Below are 22,297 nucleotides of genomic sequence, written 5' to 3'. Positions count from 1 at the left end.
ATGAAGGGACAAAGTCGTCTCGACCAGATTATGGACTATCTGAAGAGTCATAATCTGGTCACCGTTGAACAACTGGTGAGCGCTATTTCCGCCTCGCCAGCGACCATCCGCCGCGATCTGATTAAGCTGGACATGGAAGGCGTGATTAGCCGCAGCCACGGCGGCGTTACGCTGAATCGCTTTATTCCCAACCAGCCCACCACGCTGGAGAAGATGCAGCGTAATCTGGCGGAAAAACAGGCCATCGCTCAGTTTGCCGCCCGTTATGTGCAGTCGGGTGATGCGGTAGTATTGGATGCTGGCACCACCATGCTGGAGCTGGCGCGCCAGCTGACGCATCTCAAGCTGCGCGTCATCACCGCCGATCTGCATATCGCGCTGTTTTTATCCGAGTTTAAGCAAATCGAAACCACCATAATCGGCGGACGCATCGATGATTCCAGCCAGTCCTGTATTGGTGAACATGGGCGTCGCCTGTTGCGCAGCATCAATCCGGATATCGCCTTTGTCAGCTGTAACTCGTGGAGTATCGAACGCGGTATTACCACGCCTACCGAAGATAAAGCCGGATTGAAGATGGACCTGCTGGCCAATGCGCGCCGCCGGGTACTATTGGCTGACAGCAGTAAATACGGGTCATGGTCGCTGTACTGCGCGGCACCCATTGATAGCCTGACCGATGTGGTGACGGATGCGCGTCTGGATGAAGCGGTATGTCGCGACCTGCGCGAGCGTGGATTGGGTTTGCAGTTAACCTAACATGTTGCAGCGTCTCCCTCTCCCGTGGGAGAGGGCATCAGACCGCCCCCAATCTGATTACTTAACGTAAGCCAGCAAACTCAGCGAATCGCGTGCTAACGACTTACACTTCTGGTCGTTGGTAATGGCGATGCCGCTCAAATCCTTGTAGCTCTCTTCACCGAGCGACTTCATGTTGTAGTTGCTGTAGTTGCTCAAATCCCAACGGTTCTGTTGGGCAAAAAACACCAGCGCTTTACGAATCTGCGCGTCCGGCAAATCCTGATAGCCACAATCGTTCTTTAGATAAACGAACACCGCGGTGAGGTCGGCCAGATCTTCTGCTTCGGATTCACTCAGGGCAAAACTGGTGGAGGAGAAGCCAAGGAGTCCCGCCAGCAGCAGGATCTTGATGCTTTTCGTCATAATCATTCTCAACAAGGGACAATTTATTGACGTTAGCACAGTTATTGACGCTATTCCGCTAAATTTGCCCTTTTGGGCCATCTGCGGCCTTTTTATCAGCCCATTCTGTTTCAGTGCTTGACCCTCCCGCAGGGTAAAGGTTTACGCTGTGCCCTTATTCACGACAAGGATAAGAATATGCAACGTCGTCATTTTCTAAAGTTGACTGCCGCACTCAGCGCCGCCGGCGCGCTGCCGTTGTGGAGCCGCTCGCTTATGGCCGCCACGCGCCCGTTATTGCCGATTCCTTCCATTTTGGAACCTGATGCGCGCGGGCAATATACCTTAACCGCCATGACCGGCAGCAGCCAATGGAATGGCAAAGCCGTGCCTACGTGGGGCTACAACGGCAGCTTGCTGGGGCCAGCTCTGCGACTACAGCGCGAAAAAGCCGTTACGGTGAACATTCATAACCAACTGCCCGAAGCCACGACGTTGCATTGGCACGGCCTGGAAATACCCGGCGATGTCGATGGCGGACCGCAGGGCATCATCGCCCCAGGCGCCACGCGACAGGTGAGTTTCACCCCGGATCAACCGGCGGCGACCTGTTGGTTCCATCCGCATCAACATGGCAAAACCGGCTATCAGGTGGCGCAAGGCCTGGCGGGTTTGGTGCTGCTGGAAGATGAGGCCTCCGGCAAGCTGCGTCTGCCGATGCAGTGGGGTGAAGACGATGTCCCCTTGATCTTTCAGGATAAACAGCTGAACAAAGCGGGCACGAAAATCGATTATCAACTCGATATCATGCAGGCCGCCGTCGGCTGGTTTGGCGATTTAATGCTGACCAACGGCGTGCCTTATCCACAGCATGCGGTACCGCGCGGCTGGCTGCGTCTGCGCTTATTGAACGGCTGTAACGCGCGTTCGCTAAACATCTCCACCAGCGATCGTCGCCCACTGTATGTGATTGGCAGCGACGGCGGTTTGCTCGCTGAGCCAATAAAAGTGCAGAACCTGCCGCTGCTGCCGGGCGAACGTTTTGAAGTGATGGTGGATACCTCGGATGGCAAAACCTTCGACGTGGTAACGCTACCCGTGACGCAAATGGGCATGACGTTAGCGCCGTTTGATCAACCCCTTCCGCTGGTGCAGATCCTGCCGCTGCGTGTGATGGCGAGCGGCACGTTGCCGGATAAGCTGGTGGATCTGCCGCCGATCCCGTCGACCGATGGCCTGCAAAGCCGCTGGCTGCAGCTAATGATGGATCCGCAGCTTGATCAGCAAGGTATGCAGGCGCTTATGGATCGTTATGGCGATAAAGCCATGGGCGACATGAAAATGGACCACGGCAACATGGACATGAGCAGCGGCGACAAGCCGATGGACCATGGCAATATGGCGATGGATCACAGCAGCCACGGCAAAGCCGCCGCGTATGATTTCCACAACGGCAACAAGATCAACGGCCAGGCTTTCAACATGACCAAGCCGATGTTCCATGCTGAACTCGGCAAGCTGGAAAAGTGGACCATCTCCGGCGAAGGCGATGCGATGCTGCATCCGTTCCACATTCACGGCACTCAGTTCCGCATCCTGTCAGAAAATGGCAAGCCGCCGGAGCCGCACCGCGCCGGATGGAAGGACATTGTCAGCGTCAACGGCTGGCGCAGTGAAGTGCTGGTGCGCTTCAACTATGTTGCTAACGCTGAAAATGCCTATATGGCGCATTGTCATCTGCTGGAACATGAAGATACCGGCATGATGCTCGGTTTTAGCGTTAGTTAAGCGCTGCCTCGAGCGCCAGGCGCATATCTTCAATCAAATCATCGGCGTGTTCGATGCCAATTGATAAGCGAATGGTCGCGTCGGTGATACCGATACGCTGACGAACTTCCTGCGGCACGCCTGAATGGGTGGTGCTGCCTGGATGGCTGGCGAGCGATTCCGTGCCGCCGAGGCTCACCGCCAGCTTGAACAGCGCCAGCGTATTGAGGAAGCGGAATGCGGCCGGTTGTCCGCCTCGAATATCAAACGAGAACGTCGATCCCGCGCCGCTGCACTGACGCTGATAGGTTTGGCCCGCCGGGCTCTCTGCATCCAGATACGGCAGCCAATGCAGTTTTTCCACTTGCGGATGATCGCGTAAAAATGCCGCCACTTTCTCCGCATTACTCGCCGCTTTCTCCATCCGCAGCGACAGCGTTTCCAGCGATCGACCAATCATCCAGCTAGAGTGTGGATCGAGTTGCGTACCGATGGCGCTGCGCAGCGATCGCACTTTACCGATCAACGCTTTGCTGCCCAGCACCGCGCCGGCAATCAAATCCGAATGGCCGCCCACGTATTTGGTTAACGAATAGAGTGACAAATCCGCGCCATGCTGCAGCGGATGCTGAAACACCGGGCCCAGCAGCGTGTTATCGCAGGCGAGAATGGGGCGCGAGCCTTGCTGCTGAGCAATCACATCCGCGACTTCCTGCATCAGTTTGATATCCACCAAACTGTTGGTGGGATTGGCTGGCGTTTCAATCAAAATTAGCGCCACGCGCCCGCGTTGCCATGCCATTTTCGCCGCTTCATGCACCTTGTCTTCACTGGTGCCATCGCTAAAACCGACCGCTTTGATTTCCAAATCGTGCAGCGTTTTACTTAACAGCGTTTCGGTGCCGCCGTACAGCGGCTGAGAATGCAGAATCACTTCGCCCGGGCGGGCAAACGTCAGCAGCGTGGTGGCAATTGCCGACATGCCAGAAGAAAACAGCGCAGCGCTCTCGGCACCTTCATAGATGGCCAGCCGATCCTCAACGATTTCGCTGTTGGGATGGTTGAAGCGCGAATAGACCAGGCCGCCACTTTTGCCTTCCGGCGGCTGCTTGCGTCCGGCGACAAAATCGAAAAAGTCCTGTCCCTCTTCGGCGCTGTTAAACACAAAGGTGGAGGTAAGAAACACCGGCGGTTTAACCGCGCCTTCTGACAACTGCGGATCGTAACCGTAATTCAGCATCTGCGTTTCCGGATGCAAATCGCGCGTACCTATCTGTGTTTTTTTACTGGATGAAGCGGTCATAGGAACTCCAGAACCAAGCGGTGAAGGGGCGAACTCATCCATACAGTTAACGTCAGCGCGATAAATTTCGCCACGAAATCGTTTGCGTTGTGTGCGCAGCGTTAGACGCCCGTTCGTCTATGATAGACTTCGTGGCTTTCCAAAAACCGTTATTGGACGCATGCAATGAAACATACCGTCGACGTGATGATCTCCGAGCAAGAGATTGCAACCCGCATTGCCGAACTGGGCACGCAGATTAACGAACATTACCGCGACAGCGGCAGCGAAATGGTGTTGGTGGGTCTGCTGCGCGGCTCCTTTATGTTTATGGCCGATCTGTGCCGCGCTATCGACGTGCCGCATGAAGTCGACTTTATGACGGCGTCAAGCTATGGCAGCGGAATGTCGAGCACCCGCGACGTGAAAATTCTCAAGGATCTTGATGAAGATATTCGCGGCAAAGATGTACTGATCGTCGAAGACATCATCGATTCCGGCAACACCCTGAGCAAAGTACGCGAGATTCTGCGCCTGCGCGAGCCAAAGTCGCTGGCGATTTGTACGCTGCTGGATAAGCCAGAGCGCCGCGAAGTGGATGTGACCGTGGAATATGTCGGCTTCACCATTCCGGATGAATTCGTGGTGGGCTTCGGTATCGATTACGCCCAGCGCTATCGCCATTTGCCGTATATCGGCAAAGTTATCCCAACTGGCGAATAACCGCACAATCTTCCAAGGCTAATCTCTCCCGCCTGAGATAAACTGCGCAGCCCGTGAGCCAGCGGCTTATGGGCTGGCTCGACTCTCTGCTAAACTCCATTGATTTCTTAATCTTAATGACCTGCGACAGCGCATGCAGATTCGCGCGCATCGGCTTTTTTCATCTGGCTTTGATGTCACTACAACAAGGTATGGATTCGCAATGACATATGCACTGGAAATTTCCGGGCTAACCAAAACCTATCCCGGCGGCGTACAGGCGCTGAAAGGACTCGATCTCAACGTAGAAGCGGGTGATTTTTACGCCTTGCTGGGCCCCAACGGCGCCGGAAAATCGACCACCATCGGTATTATCAGCTCGCTGGTGAATAAATCCGGCGGCAGCGTGCGCGTGTTTGGTTATGACCTGCAAAAAGATGTGGTCAATGCCAAGCGTCAGCTCGGGCTGGTGCCGCAGGAGTTCAACTTTAACCCGTTTGAAACCGTGATGCAGATTGTGGTCAATCAGGCCGGTTATTACGGTGTTGAACGCGCTGAAGCCAATAAACGCGCGGAAAAATACCTCAATCAGCTCGATCTATGGGGCAAACGCAACGAACGTGCACGCATGCTCTCGGGCGGCATGAAGCGTCGCCTGATGATTGCGCGTGCGCTGATGCATGAGCCGAAGCTGCTCATCCTCGATGAACCCACTGCCGGCGTTGATATCGAACTGCGCCGCTCTATGTGGAGCTTCCTGAAAGAGCTGAACATCAAAGGCACCACCATTATCCTCACCACGCACTACCTGGAAGAGGCGGAGATGCTGTGCCGTAATATCGGTATTATCCAGAGCGGCGAGCTGGTGGAAAACACCTCGATGAAAGGGTTGCTCTCCAAGCTGCAATCCGAAACCTTCATTCTGGATCTCGCTCCGCGCAGCCCGCTGCCGCAGCTGGAGGGCTTCCAGTATCGTTTGGTGGATACCTCCACGCTGGAAGTGGAAGTGATGCGCGAGCAGGGGCTGAACAGTGTGTTCAGCCAGCTGAGCGCGCAGGGCGTGCAGGTGCTGAGTATGCGTAACAAAGCTAACCGCCTTGAGGAGCTGTTCGTCAGCCTGACGCAGGGAAAAACAGGAGTGAAAGCATGACGCACTTGTATTGGGTGGCGCTCAAGAGTATCTGGAGCAAAGAGATTAACCGCTTCGCCCGCATCTGGATTCAGACGCTGGTACCGCCTGTCATCACCATGACGTTGTATTTCATCATCTTCGGCAACCTGATTGGTTCACGTATCGGTGATATGCACGGTTTCAGCTACATGCAGTTTATCGTGCCGGGCCTGATTATGATGGCGGTGATCACCAACGCTTATGCCAACGTGGCGTCGTCGTTTTTCAGCGCCAAGTTCCAGCGCAATATTGAAGAGCTGCTGGTGGCGCCGGTGCCGACGCACATTATCATTGCCGGTTATGTCGGCGGTGGCGTGGCGCGTGGCGTGTGCGTGGGCATTTTGGTTACTGCGATTTCCCTGTTCTTCGTGCCGTTCCACGTGCATTCGTGGTCGATGGTGGCGCTGACGCTGCTGCTCACTGCCATCCTGTTCTCGCTGGCGGGCCTGCTGAATGCGGTCTTCGCGCGCACTTTTGATGATATCAGCCTGATTCCTACCTTCGTGCTGACACCGTTAACCTATCTGGGCGGCGTGTTCTACTCGCTGACGCTGCTGCCGCCGTTCTGGCAAGCGGTGTCGAAGCTGAATCCGGTGGTGTATATGATCAGCGGCTTCCGTTACGGTTTCCTCGGCATCAACGATGTGCCGCTGGTGTTTACGCTCTCGGTGCTAATTGCCTTTATCGTGGTGTTTTACGTGCTGGTGTATACGCTGATTCAGCGTGGCAGGGGATTACGTACGTAATGACGGTCGCGGTCACCAGCAGTGGCGACCCGCCGAATAACAAGGGCGCGGTATAAAAACCGCGCCCTTGTTGCATCAGGCGACCTGAACTGGCAACGCCTTGGCAAGGCGCTTCATCTCATTATCACCTTCGAAATAGGCGACTTTCGGCTGCCAGCTGCGGGCGACTTCATCTTCTACCTGCACATAAGAACAGATGATCATAATATCGCCAGCGCAGGCGCAGCGTGCGGCGGCACCGTTAACGGAGATGATCTTCGAGCCGCGTTCTGCGGCGATAGCGTAGGTGGAAAAACGCTGGCCGTTGGTGACGTTATAGATATCGATGGCTTCATATTGCAGAATGCCGGACGCGTCGAGGAAATCCTGGTCAATGGCGCAGGAACCTTCGTAATGCAAATCTGCCTGGGTCACTTTAACGCGATGCAGTTTGCCTTGAAGTACGGTACGTATCATAGCGGGATAACCTTTGTATGCTGCTAATAAACGACGGAACGTTACTCCGTCAGATCCACTTGCTGATTATCGATCAGACGCGCATTGCCCAGCCAGGCTGCCATCAGGATCACCGCGCGTTGGCTATCAACCGTCAATGCTTGCAGCGTGGCGGCATCGCAAATGGCCAGTCCGTCTGGACGGAAACCCTTTTCACGTAGCGCGGCTTCCGCTTGTTCAATAATCTCTTCCACATGACGTTCGCCCTTGCTCAGGCGTTCAGCCATGCTGTTCATCACCTGGCTTAAGCCCGCCGCGATTTTACGCTCGTCGGCGGTGAGATAGCCATTGCGCGAGCTTAGCGCCAGGCCATCTTTGGCCCGCACGGTAGGTACGCCAACAATTTCAATATCGAAGCCCATATCCGCCACCATCTTGCGGATAATCGCCAGCTGCTGGAAATCTTTCTCGCCAAAGCAGGCGATATCCGGCTGCACCAGATTGAACAGTTTACTGACGACGGTGGAGACGCCACGGAAATGGCCCGGACGGCTGGCACCTTCCAGCAGCGATGAGAGTCCCGGCACCTCGACAAATGTCTGGCTATCAAGGCCTTGCGGATAAACTTCCGCCGGCGCTGGGGCGAAGACCACATCCACGCTATGACGATTAAGCTTCTCGCAATCGTCCTGCAACGTGCGGGGATAACGCGCCAAATCGTCGGGGCGATCAAACTGCATCGGGTTTACGAAAATCGACACCACCACAATATCGGCCCGTTCTCGCGCTTCATCGACCAACGTCAGATGACCGTCATGCAGGTTGCCCATGGTGGGCACCAGCGCGATACGTTTGCCTGCCTGACGCCAGCGACGAATTTCACGACGCAGCAACGGCAGTGTTTCAATGATCAGCACTGCAAATCTCCTGATTTACTGGAAACTGTGTTCAGCGGCTGGATAGGTGCCCGCCTCAACGTCGGCAATATATTGGCGAATCGCCGCACGAATGTCGCCGGTTTCGGCGAGGAAATTTTTGGCAAATTTGGGAATGTGGCCGCCGGTAATGCCGAAGGCATCATGCATCACCAGAATCTGACCGTCGGTGACATTGCCGGCACCGATACCAATTACCGGCACCGACAGCGCTTTAGTGACGCGTTCGGCTAATGCCACCGGCACGCACTCCAGCACCAGCAGCTGCATGCCAGCGGCTTCCAGCGCCAGCGCATCGGCCAGCAGACGTTCGGCGGCGGCTTCATCGCGTCCCTGAACCTTGTAGCCACCGAATACATTCACCGACTGCGGCGTCAGGCCCAGATGACCACATACCGGCACGGCGCGCTCGGTCAGCATGCGCACGGTTTCTGCCAGCCACTCGCCGCCTTCCAGCTTCACCATGTTGGCGCCGGCACGCATCAGCTGCGCGGCGCTGGTGAAGGTCTGCTCCGGCGTGGCGTAACTCATAAACGGTAAATCGGCCATCACCAGCGCATGCGGTGCGCCGCGACGGACGGCGGCGGTGTGATAAGCGATATCCGCCACGGTGACGGGCAGGGTCGATTCATGGCCCTGCACGGTCATGCCCAGCGAATCACCAATCAGCATCACCTGAATGCCCTGGTCGGCAAACAGGCGGGCAAAACTGAAGTCATAAGCCGTTAGCGTGGCGAATTTGCGGCCGCTGGCTTTCAGTTGGCGTAAATGGGAGATAGTTGTCGGTTTCATCACACACTCCAGAGTTTTCTGATGCGCGCAGTGTACTACGGGTTACTCAGACCACAAACGGATAGCGCTGCGATCGAGCGTGGCAAGAATGGCGGACAATGCTTGTCCATTCGGCAGCGACAGCTGCGGGGCAATTTCCAGCAGCGGCACCAGCATAAAAGCGCGGTTGTGCATGTCGTAGTGCGGCACGGTAAGACGTGGCGTAGTTATTGTGGCGTCGCCAAACAGCATGATGTCGAGGTCCAGCGTGCGCGGTCCCCAGCGTTCGGCTTTGCGCACGCGCCCGTGTTTCAGCTCAATGCGTTGGGTGTGATCGAGCAGGGCTTCGGCGTCCAGCGCGGTTTCCAGTTCAACCACCGCATTAAGGTAATCGGGCTGATCCGGCGGGCCGTAGGGCGGTGTGCGATACAGCGAAGAGGTTTTGATGCGCGAGGTGTGTGGGATGGCATCGAGCGCGGCCAGCGCTGCATCAACCTGATGCAGCGGATCGGCCAGATTACTGCCTAAAGCGAGGTAAACGCGGGTCATTGCGCGCTATTGGTATCGCGACGTGGCCCGGTTGGACGGCGACGCGGACGACGCGGTTTACGGCGTGGTGCCGGATCGTCGCCCAGCGTGGTCATCATGGTTTTTTGCTGAACCGGCGCGGCCGCCTGGAACTCACCCCACCAATGCGTCAGCTTTTGCAGCTCTGGATTGTTTTCCACCTCGGCACGCAGCGCCAGCAAATCGTAGGCCGCGCGGAACTTAGGATGCTCCATCAGCTTCCACGCACGCTTGCCGTGACGGCGTGACATACGCAGTTGCAGCTGCCAGATATCGCGAATCAGCGTGGTAATACGCTTCGGAATCGCCAGAGCACGGCAGGCTTCATCCAGCGTTTCGTTCATCGACAGTGCGAAGGCATCGTAATAGGTCAGGCCGCTTTCCTGCGCTATACGCTCGGCGGATTCCAGCTGTGGATACCAGAACATTGCACCGAACAGGAACGCCGGATTCACGCGCATATCATTCTGAATACGGGTATCGGTGTTTTTCAGCACCTGCGCCAGCATGCGTTCCATCAGGCTATCGCTTTCAGCGGTGAAGCCGCGCGTTAGCGTTGGGAACAGCGGCTGGAACAGCTGATATTCACGCATCATTTGATAGGTGCGGTAGCCGTAACCGGCCTGCAGCAGCTTCAGCGACTCTTCAAAAAGACGCGCCGGAGGAATATCGTTGAGCAGGGTAGCCAGACGTGGAATCGGCTCGGCGGTTTCTGCCGCGATGCGCATTTCGAGCTTGGCGGCGAAGCGCACCACACGCAGCATGCGCACCGGATCTTCGCGGTAGCGGGTTTCCGGATCGCCAATCAGTCGAATGATGCCTTCCTGCAAATCGTGCAGGCCACCAACATAATCACGGACGGTGAAATCCGCCACGCTGTAATAGAGGCTGTTGATGGTGAGATCGCGGCGCTGAGCATCGTCTTCTATGCTGCCGAAAATGTTGTCGCGCAACAGCATGCCGTTCTGGCCGCGCTGCGAACTATTGCGATCTTCTTCACTCTCTTCCTGATGATGGCCACGGAACGTCGCCACTTCGATCACTTCCGGACCGAACATCACGTGCGCCAGACGGAAACGACGTCCCACCAGGCGGCAGTTGCGGAACAGCTTACGCATCTGCTCAGGCGTGGCGTTGGTGGTGATATCAAAGTCTTTCGGCTTGGTGCCCAGCAGCAAATCGCGCACGCCGCCGCCAACCAGGTAGGCTTCGTATCCGGCTTTATTCAGACGATAGAGCACTTTGAGGGCGTTTTCGCTGATATCTTTGCGTGAGATGTTGTGGCTTTCTCGTGGAATGACGGTCATCAGACTCTCAGCTTCCACCTCTTCAGGCGCCTCCTCATCACGCTTGAGGACTCTCCGGCAAAAATTAGCGACTCGGGTAAAAATGGGACACCTCGACAGTGATAAAAGGGTGTTAATAAAATCAGCGGCTAATCATAGCCTGTTGAGAACCATTTAGGAATGGCGATGTCATTTCATCGGGCTTCATGGCGTTCTGCAACGGAATCAGGCGGATATTCCACTGTGCGACAGCCTGTTTCAGCAGGCTTTCCAGCGATTCATCCTGCCAACCTTCACCTACCGGCTGGCCCAGGAAGCGCAATGCCTGGACTAACAGCGGTCGCGCATCACCAGTGGGCAGCGCGGGCGCATGATTCTGTTTGGAAAGCTTATTGCCATCCTGATTGATTGCCAGCGGCAAATGCAGGTACGCCGGCACCGGCCAGCCGAACTGCTGATAGAGCGCAATTTGCCGTACGGTGGGTTCAATTAAATCCGCGCCGCGTACAATCTCGTTCACGCCCTGAAAATGGTCGTCAACCACCACCGCCAGGTTATAAGCAAACAGCCCATCACGGCGATGAATAATAAAATCTTCCTCTGCTAACCGTTCTTCCGCCTGTAAATGCCCGCGCAGGCGATCGTCAAAGCCATACACCGGTGCATGCTGGCGCAGGCGCAGTGCGGCATTCTCCCGCGGCAGCTGCAAATCGCGGCAATGGCCGTCATAACTGCCGCCGAGCAGCTGAATACGGCTGCGCGGGCAGCTGCAAAAGTAACTTTGACGATGGGTTTGGAGCCAGCTGAGTGCGTCACGATAGGCTTCATGACGCTGTGACTGCCATAGAACGTCGCCATCCCAATGCAAACCATAATGTTCCAGCTGCTGCAAAATACGCGTTGCCGCACCGGGAACTTCACGGGGGGGATCAATATCTTCAATACGAACCAGCCAGCGTCCCTGTTGCGCGCGCGCACTCAGATAACTGCCTAATGCGGCGATGAGTGAACCAAAATGCAGGTCACCAGAAGGAGAGGGAGCGAAGCGCCCGATGCAGGGAGAGGTTGAAGTGTTCATAAAGAAGTGTACCGCACGGCGGGAAAACCAGCATTTTCCCGGCTGTGCGGTAACAGTCTGCTCACGGCCATTAGCCTGCCATCTGCTTCTCGCGGATTTCTGCCAGCGTTTTGCAGTCAATGCAGAGATCGGCAGTCGGACGCGCTTCAAGGCGGCGAATACCAATTTCTACACCGCAGGAATCACAGTAACCGAAATCGTCGTCATCCACTTTCTTGAGCGTTTTCTCAATCTTTTTAATGAGTTTGCGCTCACGATCGCGGTTACGCAATTCCAGGCTGAACTCTTCTTCCTGTGCGGCACGGTCGACCGGATCCGGGAAGTTGGCAGCTTCGTCCTGCATATGTGACACAGTGCGATCTACTTCATCCCGAAGTTGGTTGCGCCAGGCTTCCAGAATCTTACGGAAGTGACCTAGCTGGGCGTCGTTCATATACTCTTCGCCCGGTTTCACCTGATACGGCTCCACTCCAGCAATGGCGAGGATACTCAGGGACGATGTTTTACGGTTTTGCCCTTCTTGCATGTTGTTTCTCCTGGATAACACGCACTATCGATTCCCTTAAAGGGAAAAAAACAGGCCGCTATAAATAGCAGAAGCAATCAAGGTTGGCAATTAATCCTGACCACTACTTGACAAGCCTCTGAAGAATCGCGTATTCAGCGCCTCGCCCAGAACATTCCTATCACAGCAAATTGCTATAAATATTACAACGCTACGTTAATTGGATGCGTAAGTAATATCTGTAAAGGTGATATCTGAGCACGGTACGCTAACACTTCCACACCACAGCGTTGCGCCTGTTCCAGTAGTTCTGCGTATTGCACGTCGATATGGCGTGCCGGGGAAACGTCCTCAATCCCCGTATGCAAAACAGCGAACAACAAAACGGCCCGATGGCCTTCTGCCACGATAGTGCTAAGTTCGCGCAGATGTTTCTGGCCCCGAGTCGTCACAGCATCCGGAAAGTAGCCTTTACCTAGATGTAAAAGGGTGACGGACTTGACTTCAATATAGCAGTTCGATCGGCCCTCCGCTTGCAGCAGGAAGTCAATTCGGCTTTTTTCCGTGCCGTATTTCACTTCAGGCTGGCAATGGCTGTAAGCGGATAATTCCGGAATCGTATTGAGAGTCAGCGCCTCACGCACCAATTGGTTAGCGCGCAGGGTATTCACGCAGATCCAGTGGCCTTGTTGGGTCTCGGTGAGCTCCCAGCTGTGCGGATATTTGCGCGTGGCGCTGGTGGAGGTTGAGTACCACACGGTATCACCCGGCGTGGCGCAGCCGGTCATCGCGCCGGTGTTAGCGCAGTGAATGGTCAGCGTTTCGCCTTCTGGCGTTATCACATCGGCTAAAAAACGTTTGTAGCGGGCGATTAAGCGGGCGGGTCTGAGCGGCGGATCGAACTGCATTTATACTCCTGTCGATGAGGGCAGCGGCCAGCGGGCTAGCGCCTGATAGCGCGTGCGCCCGCCAGCAACGTTCGATGCAAACAAGGCGAAATGGCGGATATCAGCGCGCCAGTGAAAGCCGCGCGGCGGCAGCGTAACCTGATGCGCGGCGTGACGCAGCAGCGTGACGTGTGGATGAAAAGGCTGTGGACTCTGCGCACAACCATGACGTGCGGCCTGTGCGCGTAGCAGGCTGGCAAGTTGCAATAAACCGCGCGGCGCACGCTGGCAACCTAGCCACACCACGCCGGGACGCGGCCAGTGGCCGGCATCATCCAGATCCAGCGCAAAGCCCGGTTGCACGATGCGCGAGGCTAACCGCTGCAGCTTGCGCGATGTCTCATCGCTCACCTCGCCAAGAAACGCCAGCGTCAGGTGCAAATTGGCCGCCGCCACCGGTTTACCCGCCTCCGCAGCAAAGTTATCTGCACGCCACTGCACCAGCTGTTGCTGAAGCGGAGCGGGCAGTTCAAGGGCAAAAAACAGACGTTGCGTTGCCAGGTTGGCCTCCGGTAATCCGCGTCGTAGAGTGCTACAATGCGCGCCATCTTAGCACAGGCATTTTGGGAGTTGAGTTTGAGTGAGTTACCGGTAAGCGAGGTGCTGCCCGAATTGCTGGCCGCGCTGGCGCAGTCGCCACAGGTGCTGCTGGCGGCGCCAACGGGCGCAGGTAAATCCACCTGGCTGCCGTTACAGCTGCTGCAACACGGTCAATTACCGGGCCGCATCATCATGCTGGAACCGCGTCGGTTAGCTGCACGCAACGTGGCACAGCGTCTGGCAGAGCTGCTCGACGAGCAGCCAGGCGGGACTGTCGGCTATCGCATGCGCGGTGAAAGCTGTTGCGGCGCCACTACCCGACTGGAAGTGGTAACTGAAGGCATTCTGACGCGCATGCTGCAGCACGATCCGATGCTGGAAGGCGTGTCGCTGGTGATCCTCGACGAATTCCACGAGCGCAGTTTGCAAGCGGATTTAGCGCTGGCGCTGCTGCTCGATGTGCAGCAGGGGCTGCGCGACGATCTGAAGATCTTGCTAATGTCAGCGACGCTCGATAACCAGCGTTTGCGTCAGCTGCTGCCGGACGCGCCCTTTATTGTGTCGGAAGGCCGCAGCTTCCCGGTCACACGCCGTTATGCCTCGCTTAATAGCCAGCAACGTTTTGAAGAAGCGGTAGCGCGCGAAGTGGCGCAGCTACTGCGCGAAGAAGGCGGTTCGCTGCTGCTGTTCTTACCCGGCGTGGCAGAGATTGAGCGGGTGAAGCGCGAGCTGGAAGCGCGCGTCAGTGAAGAGGTGGATCTGGCACCTTTATATGGCGCGTTATCGCTGGATGCCCAGCGGCAGGCAATTTTACCGTCACCGGCGGGGCGTCGCAAAGTGGTGCTGGCGACCAACATTGCGGAAACCAGTTTGACCATCGAGGGCATTCGTCTGGTGGTCGACAGCGCGCTGGAACGCTCGGCGCAGTTTGATGTGCGCAGCGGCGTAACGCGGCTGCAAACGCAGCGCATTAGCCAGGCGTCGATGACGCAGCGCGCCGGTCGCGCCGGACGTCTTGAACCCGGAATCTGCCTGCATTTACTGCCGCAGGAACAGGCACTGCGTGCCGCGGCGCAGAGCGAACCGGAGATCCTTAACAGCGATCTGACGTCGCTGCAGATCGACTTGCTGCAATGGGGCTGCCTGGAGGCAGCTCAGCTCAGCTGGCTCGACGCACCACCGCCGCGTAATTTGCGCGCAGCGTGCGAACAATTAACCCGCTTAGGCGCGCTGAAAAATCACCAGCTCAACGCGCGCGGTCGCAAAATGGCTGCGCTGGGTAGCGATCCGCGTCTGAGTGCCATTCTGGTTGCTGCCGGGCAAGACAACAACGCCATTGCCAGCGCCGCGCTGCTGGTGGCGATTCTGGAAGATCCCCCGCGCAGCAGCAGCGTCGATCTGCGCGATGCGCTCAACCATCCGCAATCGCATTGGCAACGCCGTGCGCGTCAGTGGCAAAAACGCCTTAACGCCAGCGGCGGCAACATCAATCCCGATCTGTTTCCGCAACTGCTGGCTGCTGGTTTTGCCGATCGTCTGGCGCAGCGCCGTGGCGACAGCGCGCGCTATCAGCTGGCGAACGGCATTGGCGCAATGCTCAACGAGCAGGATGGGTTGAGCCGCTATGAATGGCTGATCGCGCCGGTGCTGTTGCAGGGCGCGAGCGCGGCGGATGCGCGCATGCTGCTGGCGCTGCCGGTGAACATCGACGCGCTAAGCCGCGAGTGCCCAACGCTGATTGAGCAACGCACCGACGTGGAGTGGGATGAGGAGAAAGGCACGTTACGCGCCTGGAAACGCGAACTCATCGGTGCGCTGGTGCTAAAAGCGCAGCCGCAGGCGCGTCCGGAAGCCGAAATATTGCATCCGGCGATGCTGCGCTGGATCCGTGAAAAAGGCTTAGCGGTACTGGGCTGGCAACCGGAGTCCGAACAGCTACGCTTGCGGGTGCAGTGTGCAGCGCAGTGGTTGCCGGAAGAGGCGTGGCCGCAGCTGGACGATGACAGTTTGCTCGATACGCTGGAAAGCTGGTTATTACCTGAGATGAGCACGGTGCGCGATTTGAAAGGATTGCAGGGCATCAACCTTGTCAGCGCATTATTACATTTGCTGACATGGTCACAGCGCCAGCGGCTGGATAGTGTGCTGCCAACTCATTACACTGTGCCGACCGGAAGCCGCCTGCCGATCCGCTACGATGTTGAGAAGCCACCTGCGCTGGCGGTGCGGATGCAGGAGATGTTTGGCGAAGCGCAGAATCCGGCGGTGGCGGATGGCCGCATACCGCTGGTGTTGGAGCTGCTCTCACCTGCACACCGTCCGCTACAGATCACCCGCGATCTGGCAGCCTTCTGGCGCGGTGCCTATCTGGACGTGCAGAAAGAGATGAAAGGGCGCTATCCGAAGCATCCGTGGCCGGACGATCCGGCCAACGCCTTACCCACAAGGCGGACCAAGAAATTTTCATCGTGAAACGCTTTGGATCGAATTCAGAGGGTTCTGCCATGCGCAGCACGAGAAAGCAGTTAGAGTAACGGCCGCCGCCGTAGCAATGCCTGGAGAATAAAAGCATGTCTGGGAACGATCGCGAACCTATTGGGCGTAAAGGAAAAACGCCAAAGCCACCGCGCAGCACTGCGCGTCGGGGTCGCCGCAGGGAGCTGGATGATGATATCGATCAGGACGATTTTGACGAAGAAGATGAGGAGAGTGGACCAGTGCCACCAAAAGGTAAAGGTAAAGGAAAACGACCGCCACGCGGCAAACGTCGTTGGTTAGGCTGGTTGATTAAACTCTTCCTGGTGTTTGTTGTGGTGATGGCCGCCTGGGGCGTCTATCTCGACTCGGAAATTCGCAGTCGCATCGACGGCAAAGTGTGGCAACTGCCCGCGGCCGTTTATGGTCGCATGGTGAGCCTTGAACCGGGCATGCCCTACGACAAAAAAGAGATGATTGCGCTGCTGGAAGGCACGCAGTATCGCGAAGTGTCGCGCATCACGCGTCCGGGTGAGTTCAGCGTTAAGGGCAACACCATTGATCTGCTGCGTCGTCCGTTTGATTTCCCGGACAGCAAAGAAGGGCAGATTAACGCCCGTCTGACGTTTAGCAAAAATGAGCTGAGCGAGATTAAAAACCTCGACACCGGCCGCGATTTTGGCTTTTTCCGCCTCGATCCGCGTCTGATCACCATGCTGCAGTCGCCAAACGGTGAACAACGTCTCTTCGTGCCGCGCGCCGGTTTCCCGGACCTGTTGGTCAGCACGTTGATCGCCACCGAAGACCGCCACTTCTACGAGCACGATGGCATTAGCCCGTACTCGATTGGTCGCGCGTTCCTCGCCAACCTGACTGCCGGTAAAGCGGTGCAGGGCGGCAGTACGCTGACGCAGCAGCTGGTGAAAAACCTGTTCCTCACCAACGAGCGTTCGCTGTGGCGTAAAGCGCGTGAAGCCTACATGGCGGTGATCATGGATGCGCGCTACAGCAAAGATCGCATCCTCGAGCTCTACCTCAACGAGGTGTATCTCGGCCAGACCGGTAACGATCAGATCCGCGGCTTCCCGCTGGCGAGTTTGTATTACTTTGGGCGTCCGGTGGATGAGCTGAGCCTCGATCAGCAGGCGATGCTGGTGGGTATGGTGAAAGGAGCGTCGCTGTATAACCCGTGGCGTAACCCGAAATTGGCACTGGAGCGACGTAATCTGGTGTTGCGTTTGCTGCAGCAGCAGAACGTCATCGATCAGGAGCTTTACGACATGCTGTCGGCGCGTCCGCTTGGCGTGCAGCCGAAAGGCGGTGTCATCACGCCGCAGCCGGCATTTATGCAGATGGTGCGGAATGAGCTGCAGGCTAAGCTCGGCGACAAAATGAAAGATCTCTCTGGCGTGAAAATTTTCACCACGCTGGATGCGATTTCACAGGATGCGGCCGAGAAAGCGGTGGTGGAAGGGATTCCAACGCTGAAAAAACAGCGTGGCCTGAAGGATCTGGAAACCGCGATGGTGGTGGTTGACCGCTTTAGCGGTGAAGTGCGCGCCATGGTAGGCGGTGCCGATCCGCAGTTTGCCGGTTATAACCGTGCGCTGCAGGCGCGTCGTTCAATTGGTTCGCTGGCGAAACCGGCTACCTATTTAACCGCACTGAGCCAGCCGAACAGCTATCGCCTTAACAGTTGGATCGCTGATGAGCCGATTGCGCTGAAACAGCCGAACGGCACCATCTGGAAACCGATGAATGACGATCGTCGCTTCAGCGGCAAAGTGATGCTGGTGGATGCATTAACCAACTCGATGAACGTACCGACGGTTAACCTTGGTATGACGTTGGGTCTGGATGCGGTCGTGGATACCTGGACCAAGCTGGGCGTGCCGAAAGATCAGCTGCATCCGGTGCCGTCCATGCTGCTGGGGGCATTGAACCTGACGCCGATTGAAGTGGCGCAGGCGTTCCAGTCGATTGCCAGTGGAGGGAACCGCGCGGAGCTTTCGGCTGTGCGCTCGGTGATTGCTGAAGATGGTACCGTGCTGTATCAGAGCTACCCGCAGGCGCAGCGCGTGGAGCCGGCGCAGGCCGCTTATCTCACGCTCTACACCATGCAGCAGGTGGCAGATCATGGTACCGCGCGTGCGCTGGGTGCGCGTTACCCGAATGCCCATCTGGCCGGCAAAACCGGTACCACCAATGACCTGATCGACAGCTGGTTCGCCGGTGTTGATGGCAAAGAGGTGGCGATTACCTGGGTAGGCCGCGACAACAACCAGACATCGAAGCTGTACGGTGCGAGCGGGGCGATGCAACTCTATCGCCGCTATCTCGATAATCAGGCGCCGATGCCGCTGGTGCTGACGCCACCGGAAGATATCACGCAGATGAACGTCGATTCTGCCGGTAACTTTATCTGTGGTAGCGGCAGCAGCACATGGCGTTCTCTGCCGGTGTGGTCGCTGGATCCGAATGCGCTGTGTCAGCAGCAGCAAGAGCAGGTGCAGCAACAGCAGCAGCAGTTGCAGCAGCAAGAACAGCAGCAGCAACAGCAGCAGCCGCAAAACGAGCAGAAAGATTCAGACGGCGTGGCTGGCTGGATTAAGGATATGTTCGGCAGCAAATAGCATGCTGAGAAAACAGAGGGCGCTACGGCGCCCTTTTTTCATGCCTGCAACTTTGTTAATCGCGATCATGGATATGCGCGATCTGGTCGCTAACCCCGCGCAATAAGCCATTACAAGTTGCGAATATTGGCGTATTTCGCCTATTATCCGTGCGTCATAATAATCATTCTCGTTTGTATTCGCCTGCATCGACTTTTTTCGAGAGATCTCACTTATGAATACGCGAAGCACTAATCCTTGTTTTTTACGCCCGAGTTCACCCCGTCGACCGCTGGCCTGGCTTATTTCATTGACTCTGGGCACGCTCAGCGCGCAGGCGCTGGCAGAAGATACTGTCGTTGTCAGCGCGGATGGCGGCAGTGCCGTTGCGCAGGAGAGCGCGTGGGGGCCGTCACCTACCATCGCCGCCAAGCGTAGCGCTACCGGTACTAAAACCGATACTCCGATTGAGAAGACCCCGCAGTCGATCTCTGTGGTCACGCAGGAAGAGATGGCGATGAAAAACGTCACCAGCGTGAAAGGGGCTTTCAACTATACGCCTGGCGTGTTGACCGGCAACCGCGGCAGTTCCAATGTCATTGATGCCCTGTCGATTCGTGGTTTCAGCGAAACGAATACCAACCAATATCTTGATGGCCTGAAACTGCAGGGTGATAACTACTCAGAGTTTGCGATCGATCCCTATTTCCTGGAACGCGCCGAACTGCTGCGCGGTCCGGTTTCGGTGCTGTATGGCAAGAGCAATCCAGGCGGCGTTGTATCGCTGGTGAGCAAACGTCCAACGCAGGAGACGCTGCGTGAAGTGCAGTTCCAAATGGGCACTGACAACCTCTTCTCCACCGGTTTCGACTTCGGCGGCTCGATTGATGATGACGGCGTGTACAGTTATCGCCTCACCGGTCTGGCGCATAGCGCTGACGCCCAGCAAGATATGAACAAAGAGAAGCGCTATACCATTGCGCCATCATTCAGCTGGCGTCCAGATGAAAATACCCGTTTCGATCTGCTGACCTATTTCCAGAACGAACCGGAAACCGGCTATTACGGTTGGCTGCCGCGTCAGGGAACCGTTGTAGGCATTAAACGTCCTGATGGTAGCGAATACAAATTGCCGACCAACTTTGATGAAGGCGAAGACAGCAACAAGATCTCGCGTAACACCAAGATGGTGGGCTACAACTTTGAGCACAGCTTCAACGATACCTGGACGGTGCGGCAGAATCTGCGCTATGCCGATCTGCGTACCGATTATCGCAGTATTTATGGCAGCAACTTTAATCCGGCCACTTTAGAGATCATTCGCGGTTCTGCCGTTTCCAATGAAAAGCTGAATCAGTTTGCGGTGGATAACCAGGCGCAAGCCAAATTTGCGACGGGCCAGGTTGATCATACACTGCTGCTGGGTGTTGATTTCCAGCGAACCCGCAACGACATTGATGCGCAGTTTGGTACCGCATCACCGCTGAGTGCAGTCAATCCACAATATGGCGACGATAGCGTAACGCCGTTTGATGATCCGTATCAGCATCTTAACAAGCAGCGCCAAACCGGCTTGTACGCGCAGGATCAGATGGAATGGAACCGTTGGGTGTTAACCCTGGGCGGACGCTACGATTACGCCATGAACTCGGTTTACGATCGCGTGACGGATAAGGTTGATCGCCAGAACGATCAGGCCTTCACCTGGCGCGGTGGCCTGAACTACGTGTTCGATAATGGGATCGCGCCATACTTCAGCTATAGCGAAGCCTTCATTCCGAACTCGGGTTCAACCTGGGATGGCCAGGCATTTGATCCTTCCCGCGCTAAACAGTATGAAGCGGGCGTGAAATACGTACCAAAAGATCGTCCTGTTGTCCTCACGGCTGCGGTTTATCAACTGACGAAGACCAAGAATCTGACGGCCGATCCGGATACGGTTAACCACCCGTTTGCCAGTATTCAGAGTGGTGAAATTCGCTCACGCGGCGTTGAGCTGGAAGCTAAAGCGGCTCTGAATGCCAACATCAACATGACGGCGTCTTATACCTACACCGATGCGGAGTATACCGAAGACACCAACCTGAAGGGCAAAACGCCAAATCAGGTGCCGAAGCATATGGCATCGCTGTGGACCGATTACACCTTCCATGAAACGGCGCTTTCAGGCGTAACGGTGGGCGCAGGCGTGCGTTATGTCGGTGAAAGTAAAGGTATCTACAGCCCCAATGACGCGGCTAACGTTAACCAAAACTTTGACGTAGCCGGTTACACCACCGTTGATGCCGCGCTGAAATACGATCTTGCCCGTTTCGGCCTGCCGGGCTCTTCGATTGGCGTGAACGTGAATAACCTGTTCGATCGTGAATACGTTGCCAGTTGCTACCGCGAATACGCCTGCTATTGGGGCGCTGAGCGGCAGATTGTCGGAACCGCGACTTTCCGCTTCTAACGCGTTTGTAGGGTGCGCATTTATGCGCACCTGAGTTTCTGGTCGCCATTAATGGCGACCTTACAATGCCCATTAACCAGGGATTATCATGCAGCATCCGCATCACGCAGAAACCACTTTCAGGCTCGATAACGTTAGTTTTCGGGTGCCTGGCCGCACGCTCCTTCATCCGCTGTCTCTCACCTTTGCGCCCGGCAAAGTCACGGCGCTGATCGGTCACAACGGCTCCGGCAAATCTACGCTGCTGAAAATGCTCGGCCGTCACCATGCGGCGAGTGAAGGGCGTGTACTGCTGAATGAAGATGCGGTGGAAAACTGGGGCAGTAAAGATTTTGCGCGCCAGGTCGCGTATCTGCCGCAGCAGCTGCCAGCGGCAGAGGGGATGACGGTGCGTGAACTGGTGGCGATTGGCCGTTATCCGTGGCACGGCGCGCTGGGGCGTTATGGTCAGGAAGATCGCGATCGGGTGGACGAAGCGATTACGCTGGTGGGATTAAAACCCTTTGCCGGACGTCTGGTGGATAGCCTTTCCGGCGGCGAGCGGCAGCGCGCGTGGCTGGCGATGCTGGTGGCGCAAAACAGCCGCTGTCTGCTGCTGGATGAACCCACGTCAGCGCTGGATATCGCCCATCAGGTTGATGTGCTGGCGCTGATCCAACGACTCAGCCGCGAGCGCGGGCTAACGGTGATTGCGGTACTGCACGATCTCAACATGGCGGCACGCTATTGCGATCGTTTAGTGGCGCTGCGTGGCGGTGAAGTGATTGCCGCAGGCGGCCCCGAAGTGATCATGCAGGCTGATGTGCTGGGCAACATCTACGGTATTCCGATGGGGATTTTGCCTCATCCGCAGGGCGGCGCGCCCGTCAGTTTCGTGTACTGA

The 22,297-nt window shown here is 56.5% G+C and carries 20 protein-coding genes; 9 read left to right on the top strand and 11 right to left on the bottom strand.

Going from position 1 to position 22,297, the window contains the following annotated elements; all coding sequences use genetic code 11:
* Nucleotides 1-759 carry a DeoR/GlpR family DNA-binding transcription regulator gene (locus tag AAGR08_RS15205; RefSeq protein ID WP_097094903.1) on the top strand — a complete coding sequence of 253 codons (759 nt, stop codon included), beginning with the start codon at nucleotides 1-3 and terminating at the stop codon, nucleotides 757-759.
* A gap of 57 nt (nucleotides 760-816) precedes the next feature.
* Here AAGR08_RS15205 and AAGR08_RS15200 read toward each other — a convergent pair whose 3' ends face one another.
* Entirely contained in the window at nucleotides 817-1,164 is a 348-nt protein-coding gene (locus AAGR08_RS15200; protein WP_097094902.1) for a YacC family pilotin-like protein, read from the bottom strand.
* Nucleotides 1,165-1,341: 177 nt separating this feature from the next.
* Between AAGR08_RS15200 and cueO the strand changes: the two genes are divergently transcribed.
* Nucleotides 1,342-2,931: a multicopper oxidase CueO gene (gene cueO, locus AAGR08_RS15195; RefSeq protein WP_345827252.1), complete on the top strand. Its 1,590-nt coding sequence runs from the start codon at nucleotides 1,342-1,344 to the stop codon at nucleotides 2,929-2,931.
* Here the strand turns inward: cueO and AAGR08_RS15190 are convergent.
* Entirely contained in the window at nucleotides 2,924-4,213 is a 1,290-nt protein-coding gene (locus AAGR08_RS15190; RefSeq protein WP_097094900.1) for a cystathionine gamma-synthase family protein, read from the bottom strand. The genes cueO and AAGR08_RS15190 overlap by 8 nt on opposite strands.
* Nucleotides 4,214-4,378: 165 nt before the next feature.
* Here AAGR08_RS15190 and hpt point away from each other — a divergent pair, with 165 nt between their 5' ends.
* The 3 genes from hpt to AAGR08_RS15175 all read left to right on the top strand — a co-directional run bounded on the left by hpt (nucleotide 4,379) and on the right by AAGR08_RS15175 (nucleotide 6,811).
* Nucleotides 4,379-4,915: a hypoxanthine phosphoribosyltransferase gene (gene hpt, locus AAGR08_RS15185; RefSeq protein ID WP_097094899.1), complete on the top strand. Its 537-nt coding sequence runs from the start codon at nucleotides 4,379-4,381 to the stop codon at nucleotides 4,913-4,915.
* Between the two features lie 202 nt (nucleotides 4,916-5,117).
* The gene (locus AAGR08_RS15180) at nucleotides 5,118-6,044 is read left to right on the top strand and encodes an ABC transporter ATP-binding protein (protein WP_049851473.1); all 927 of its coding nucleotides are present in this window, start codon (nucleotides 5,118-5,120) and stop codon (nucleotides 6,042-6,044) included.
* Complete coding sequence (locus AAGR08_RS15175; protein WP_007888752.1) at nucleotides 6,041-6,811, top strand: ABC transporter permease; 771 nt, start codon at nucleotides 6,041-6,043, stop codon at nucleotides 6,809-6,811. The genes AAGR08_RS15180 and AAGR08_RS15175 overlap by 4 nt, the downstream gene beginning before the upstream one ends.
* Nucleotides 6,812-6,886: 75 nt before the next feature.
* Here AAGR08_RS15175 and panD read toward each other — a convergent pair whose 3' ends face one another.
* The 9 genes from panD to thpR form a co-directional block, all read right to left on the bottom strand.
* Nucleotides 6,887-7,267 (bottom strand): aspartate 1-decarboxylase, encoded by a 381-nt coding sequence (gene panD / locus AAGR08_RS15170; RefSeq protein ID WP_007888760.1) that lies wholly within the window; start codon nucleotides 7,265-7,267, stop codon nucleotides 6,887-6,889.
* Between the two features lie 41 nt (nucleotides 7,268-7,308).
* On the bottom strand, nucleotides 7,309-8,163 hold the full coding sequence (gene panC, locus AAGR08_RS15165) for a pantoate--beta-alanine ligase (RefSeq protein WP_097094898.1): 855 nt from the start codon (nucleotides 8,161-8,163) through the stop codon (nucleotides 7,309-7,311).
* A gap of 15 nt (nucleotides 8,164-8,178) precedes the next feature.
* Nucleotides 8,179-8,973, bottom strand: a complete 795-nt coding sequence (gene panB, locus AAGR08_RS15160) for a 3-methyl-2-oxobutanoate hydroxymethyltransferase (RefSeq protein WP_097094897.1) — start codon at nucleotides 8,971-8,973, stop codon at nucleotides 8,179-8,181.
* A gap of 42 nt (nucleotides 8,974-9,015) precedes the next feature.
* Nucleotides 9,016-9,501: a 2-amino-4-hydroxy-6-hydroxymethyldihydropteridine diphosphokinase gene (gene folK / locus AAGR08_RS15155; RefSeq protein WP_097094896.1), complete on the bottom strand. Its 486-nt coding sequence runs from the start codon at nucleotides 9,499-9,501 to the stop codon at nucleotides 9,016-9,018.
* The gene (pcnB, locus tag AAGR08_RS15150) at nucleotides 9,498-10,910 is read right to left on the bottom strand and encodes a polynucleotide adenylyltransferase PcnB (protein ID WP_320204508.1); all 1,413 of its coding nucleotides are present in this window, start codon (nucleotides 10,908-10,910) and stop codon (nucleotides 9,498-9,500) included. The genes folK and pcnB overlap by 4 nt, the downstream gene beginning before the upstream one ends.
* Nucleotides 10,911-10,947: 37 nt before the next feature.
* A complete protein-coding gene (gluQRS, locus tag AAGR08_RS15145; RefSeq protein WP_345827251.1) occupies nucleotides 10,948-11,883 on the bottom strand; it encodes a tRNA glutamyl-Q(34) synthetase GluQRS in 936 nt (311 codons plus the stop codon).
* A 70-nt stretch (nucleotides 11,884-11,953) separates the two neighbouring features.
* Nucleotides 11,954-12,409: an RNA polymerase-binding protein DksA gene (gene dksA, locus AAGR08_RS15140; protein ID WP_007888770.1), complete on the bottom strand. Its 456-nt coding sequence runs from the start codon at nucleotides 12,407-12,409 to the stop codon at nucleotides 11,954-11,956.
* Between the two features lie 182 nt (nucleotides 12,410-12,591).
* The gene (sfsA, locus tag AAGR08_RS15135) at nucleotides 12,592-13,296 is read right to left on the bottom strand and encodes a DNA/RNA nuclease SfsA (protein ID WP_097094893.1); all 705 of its coding nucleotides are present in this window, start codon (nucleotides 13,294-13,296) and stop codon (nucleotides 12,592-12,594) included.
* Nucleotides 13,297-13,836 (bottom strand): RNA 2',3'-cyclic phosphodiesterase, encoded by a 540-nt coding sequence (gene thpR, locus AAGR08_RS15130; RefSeq protein WP_097094892.1) that lies wholly within the window; start codon nucleotides 13,834-13,836, stop codon nucleotides 13,297-13,299.
* 36 nt (nucleotides 13,837-13,872) lie between these two features.
* On the opposite strand from thpR, the gene hrpB reads away from it, so the two are divergent.
* The 4 genes from hrpB (at nucleotide 13,873) to fhuC (ending at nucleotide 22,297) form a co-directional block, all read left to right on the top strand.
* The gene (gene hrpB, locus AAGR08_RS15125) at nucleotides 13,873-16,347 is read left to right on the top strand and encodes an ATP-dependent helicase HrpB (protein WP_345827250.1); all 2,475 of its coding nucleotides are present in this window, start codon (nucleotides 13,873-13,875) and stop codon (nucleotides 16,345-16,347) included.
* Nucleotides 16,348-16,445: 98 nt separating this feature from the next.
* A complete protein-coding gene (gene mrcB, locus AAGR08_RS15120; protein ID WP_345827249.1) occupies nucleotides 16,446-18,983 on the top strand; it encodes a bifunctional glycosyl transferase/transpeptidase in 2,538 nt (845 codons plus the stop codon).
* A gap of 214 nt (nucleotides 18,984-19,197) precedes the next feature.
* The gene (gene fhuA, locus AAGR08_RS15115; protein WP_345827248.1) at nucleotides 19,198-21,414 is read left to right on the top strand and encodes a ferrichrome porin FhuA; all 2,217 of its coding nucleotides are present in this window, start codon (nucleotides 19,198-19,200) and stop codon (nucleotides 21,412-21,414) included.
* Between the two features lie 88 nt (nucleotides 21,415-21,502).
* Nucleotides 21,503-22,297, top strand: coding sequence for a Fe3+-hydroxamate ABC transporter ATP-binding protein FhuC (gene fhuC, locus AAGR08_RS15110; RefSeq protein WP_097094888.1), 795 nt, complete (start codon nucleotides 21,503-21,505; stop codon nucleotides 22,295-22,297).

Origin of the sequence: Pantoea sp. BRR-3P (genome assembly GCF_039621635.1) — a bacterium.
GTDB lineage: Bacteria > Pseudomonadota > Gammaproteobacteria > Enterobacterales > Enterobacteriaceae > Pantoea > Pantoea floridensis.
The sequence above is the reverse complement of the archived record's forward strand: the minus strand, read 5'-3'. Positions and strand labels throughout refer to the sequence as shown.

Excerpts from the sequence above, each read along its gene's own strand:
- AAGR08_RS15200 (WP_097094902.1), bottom strand. The coding sequence starts at position 1,164 with ATGACGAAAAGCATCAAGATCCTGCTGCTGGCGGGACTCCTTGGCTTC.
- hpt (WP_097094899.1), top strand. The coding sequence starts at position 4,379 with ATGAAACATACCGTCGACGTGATGATCTCCGAGCAAGAGATTGCAACC.
- fhuC (WP_097094888.1), top strand. The coding sequence starts at position 21,503 with ATGCAGCATCCGCATCACGCAGAAACCACTTTCAGGCTCGATAACGTT.
- mrcB (WP_345827249.1), top strand. The coding sequence starts at position 16,446 with ATGTCTGGGAACGATCGCGAACCTATTGGGCGTAAAGGAAAAACGCCA.
- panB (WP_097094897.1), bottom strand. The coding sequence starts at position 8,973 with ATGAAACCGACAACTATCTCCCATTTACGCCAACTGAAAGCCAGCGGC.
- dksA (WP_007888770.1), bottom strand. The coding sequence starts at position 12,409 with ATGCAAGAAGGGCAAAACCGTAAAACATCGTCCCTGAGTATCCTCGCC.
- hrpB (WP_345827250.1), top strand. The coding sequence starts at position 13,873 with ATGCGCGCCATCTTAGCACAGGCATTTTGGGAGTTGAGTTTGAGTGAG.
- cueO (WP_345827252.1), top strand. The coding sequence starts at position 1,342 with ATGCAACGTCGTCATTTTCTAAAGTTGACTGCCGCACTCAGCGCCGCC.
- panD (WP_007888760.1), bottom strand. The coding sequence starts at position 7,267 with ATGATACGTACCGTACTTCAAGGCAAACTGCATCGCGTTAAAGTGACC.
- gluQRS (WP_345827251.1), bottom strand. The coding sequence starts at position 11,883 with ATGAACACTTCAACCTCTCCCTGCATCGGGCGCTTCGCTCCCTCTCCT.
- AAGR08_RS15190 (WP_097094900.1), bottom strand. The coding sequence starts at position 4,213 with ATGACCGCTTCATCCAGTAAAAAAACACAGATAGGTACGCGCGATTTG.
- folK (WP_097094896.1), bottom strand. The coding sequence starts at position 9,501 with ATGACCCGCGTTTACCTCGCTTTAGGCAGTAATCTGGCCGATCCGCTG.
- AAGR08_RS15180 (WP_049851473.1), top strand. The coding sequence starts at position 5,118 with ATGACATATGCACTGGAAATTTCCGGGCTAACCAAAACCTATCCCGGC.
- fhuA (WP_345827248.1), top strand. The coding sequence starts at position 19,198 with ATGAATACGCGAAGCACTAATCCTTGTTTTTTACGCCCGAGTTCACCC.
- AAGR08_RS15205 (WP_097094903.1), top strand. The coding sequence starts at position 1 with ATGAAGGGACAAAGTCGTCTCGACCAGATTATGGACTATCTGAAGAGT.
- AAGR08_RS15175 (WP_007888752.1), top strand. The coding sequence starts at position 6,041 with ATGACGCACTTGTATTGGGTGGCGCTCAAGAGTATCTGGAGCAAAGAG.
- sfsA (WP_097094893.1), bottom strand. The coding sequence starts at position 13,296 with ATGCAGTTCGATCCGCCGCTCAGACCCGCCCGCTTAATCGCCCGCTAC.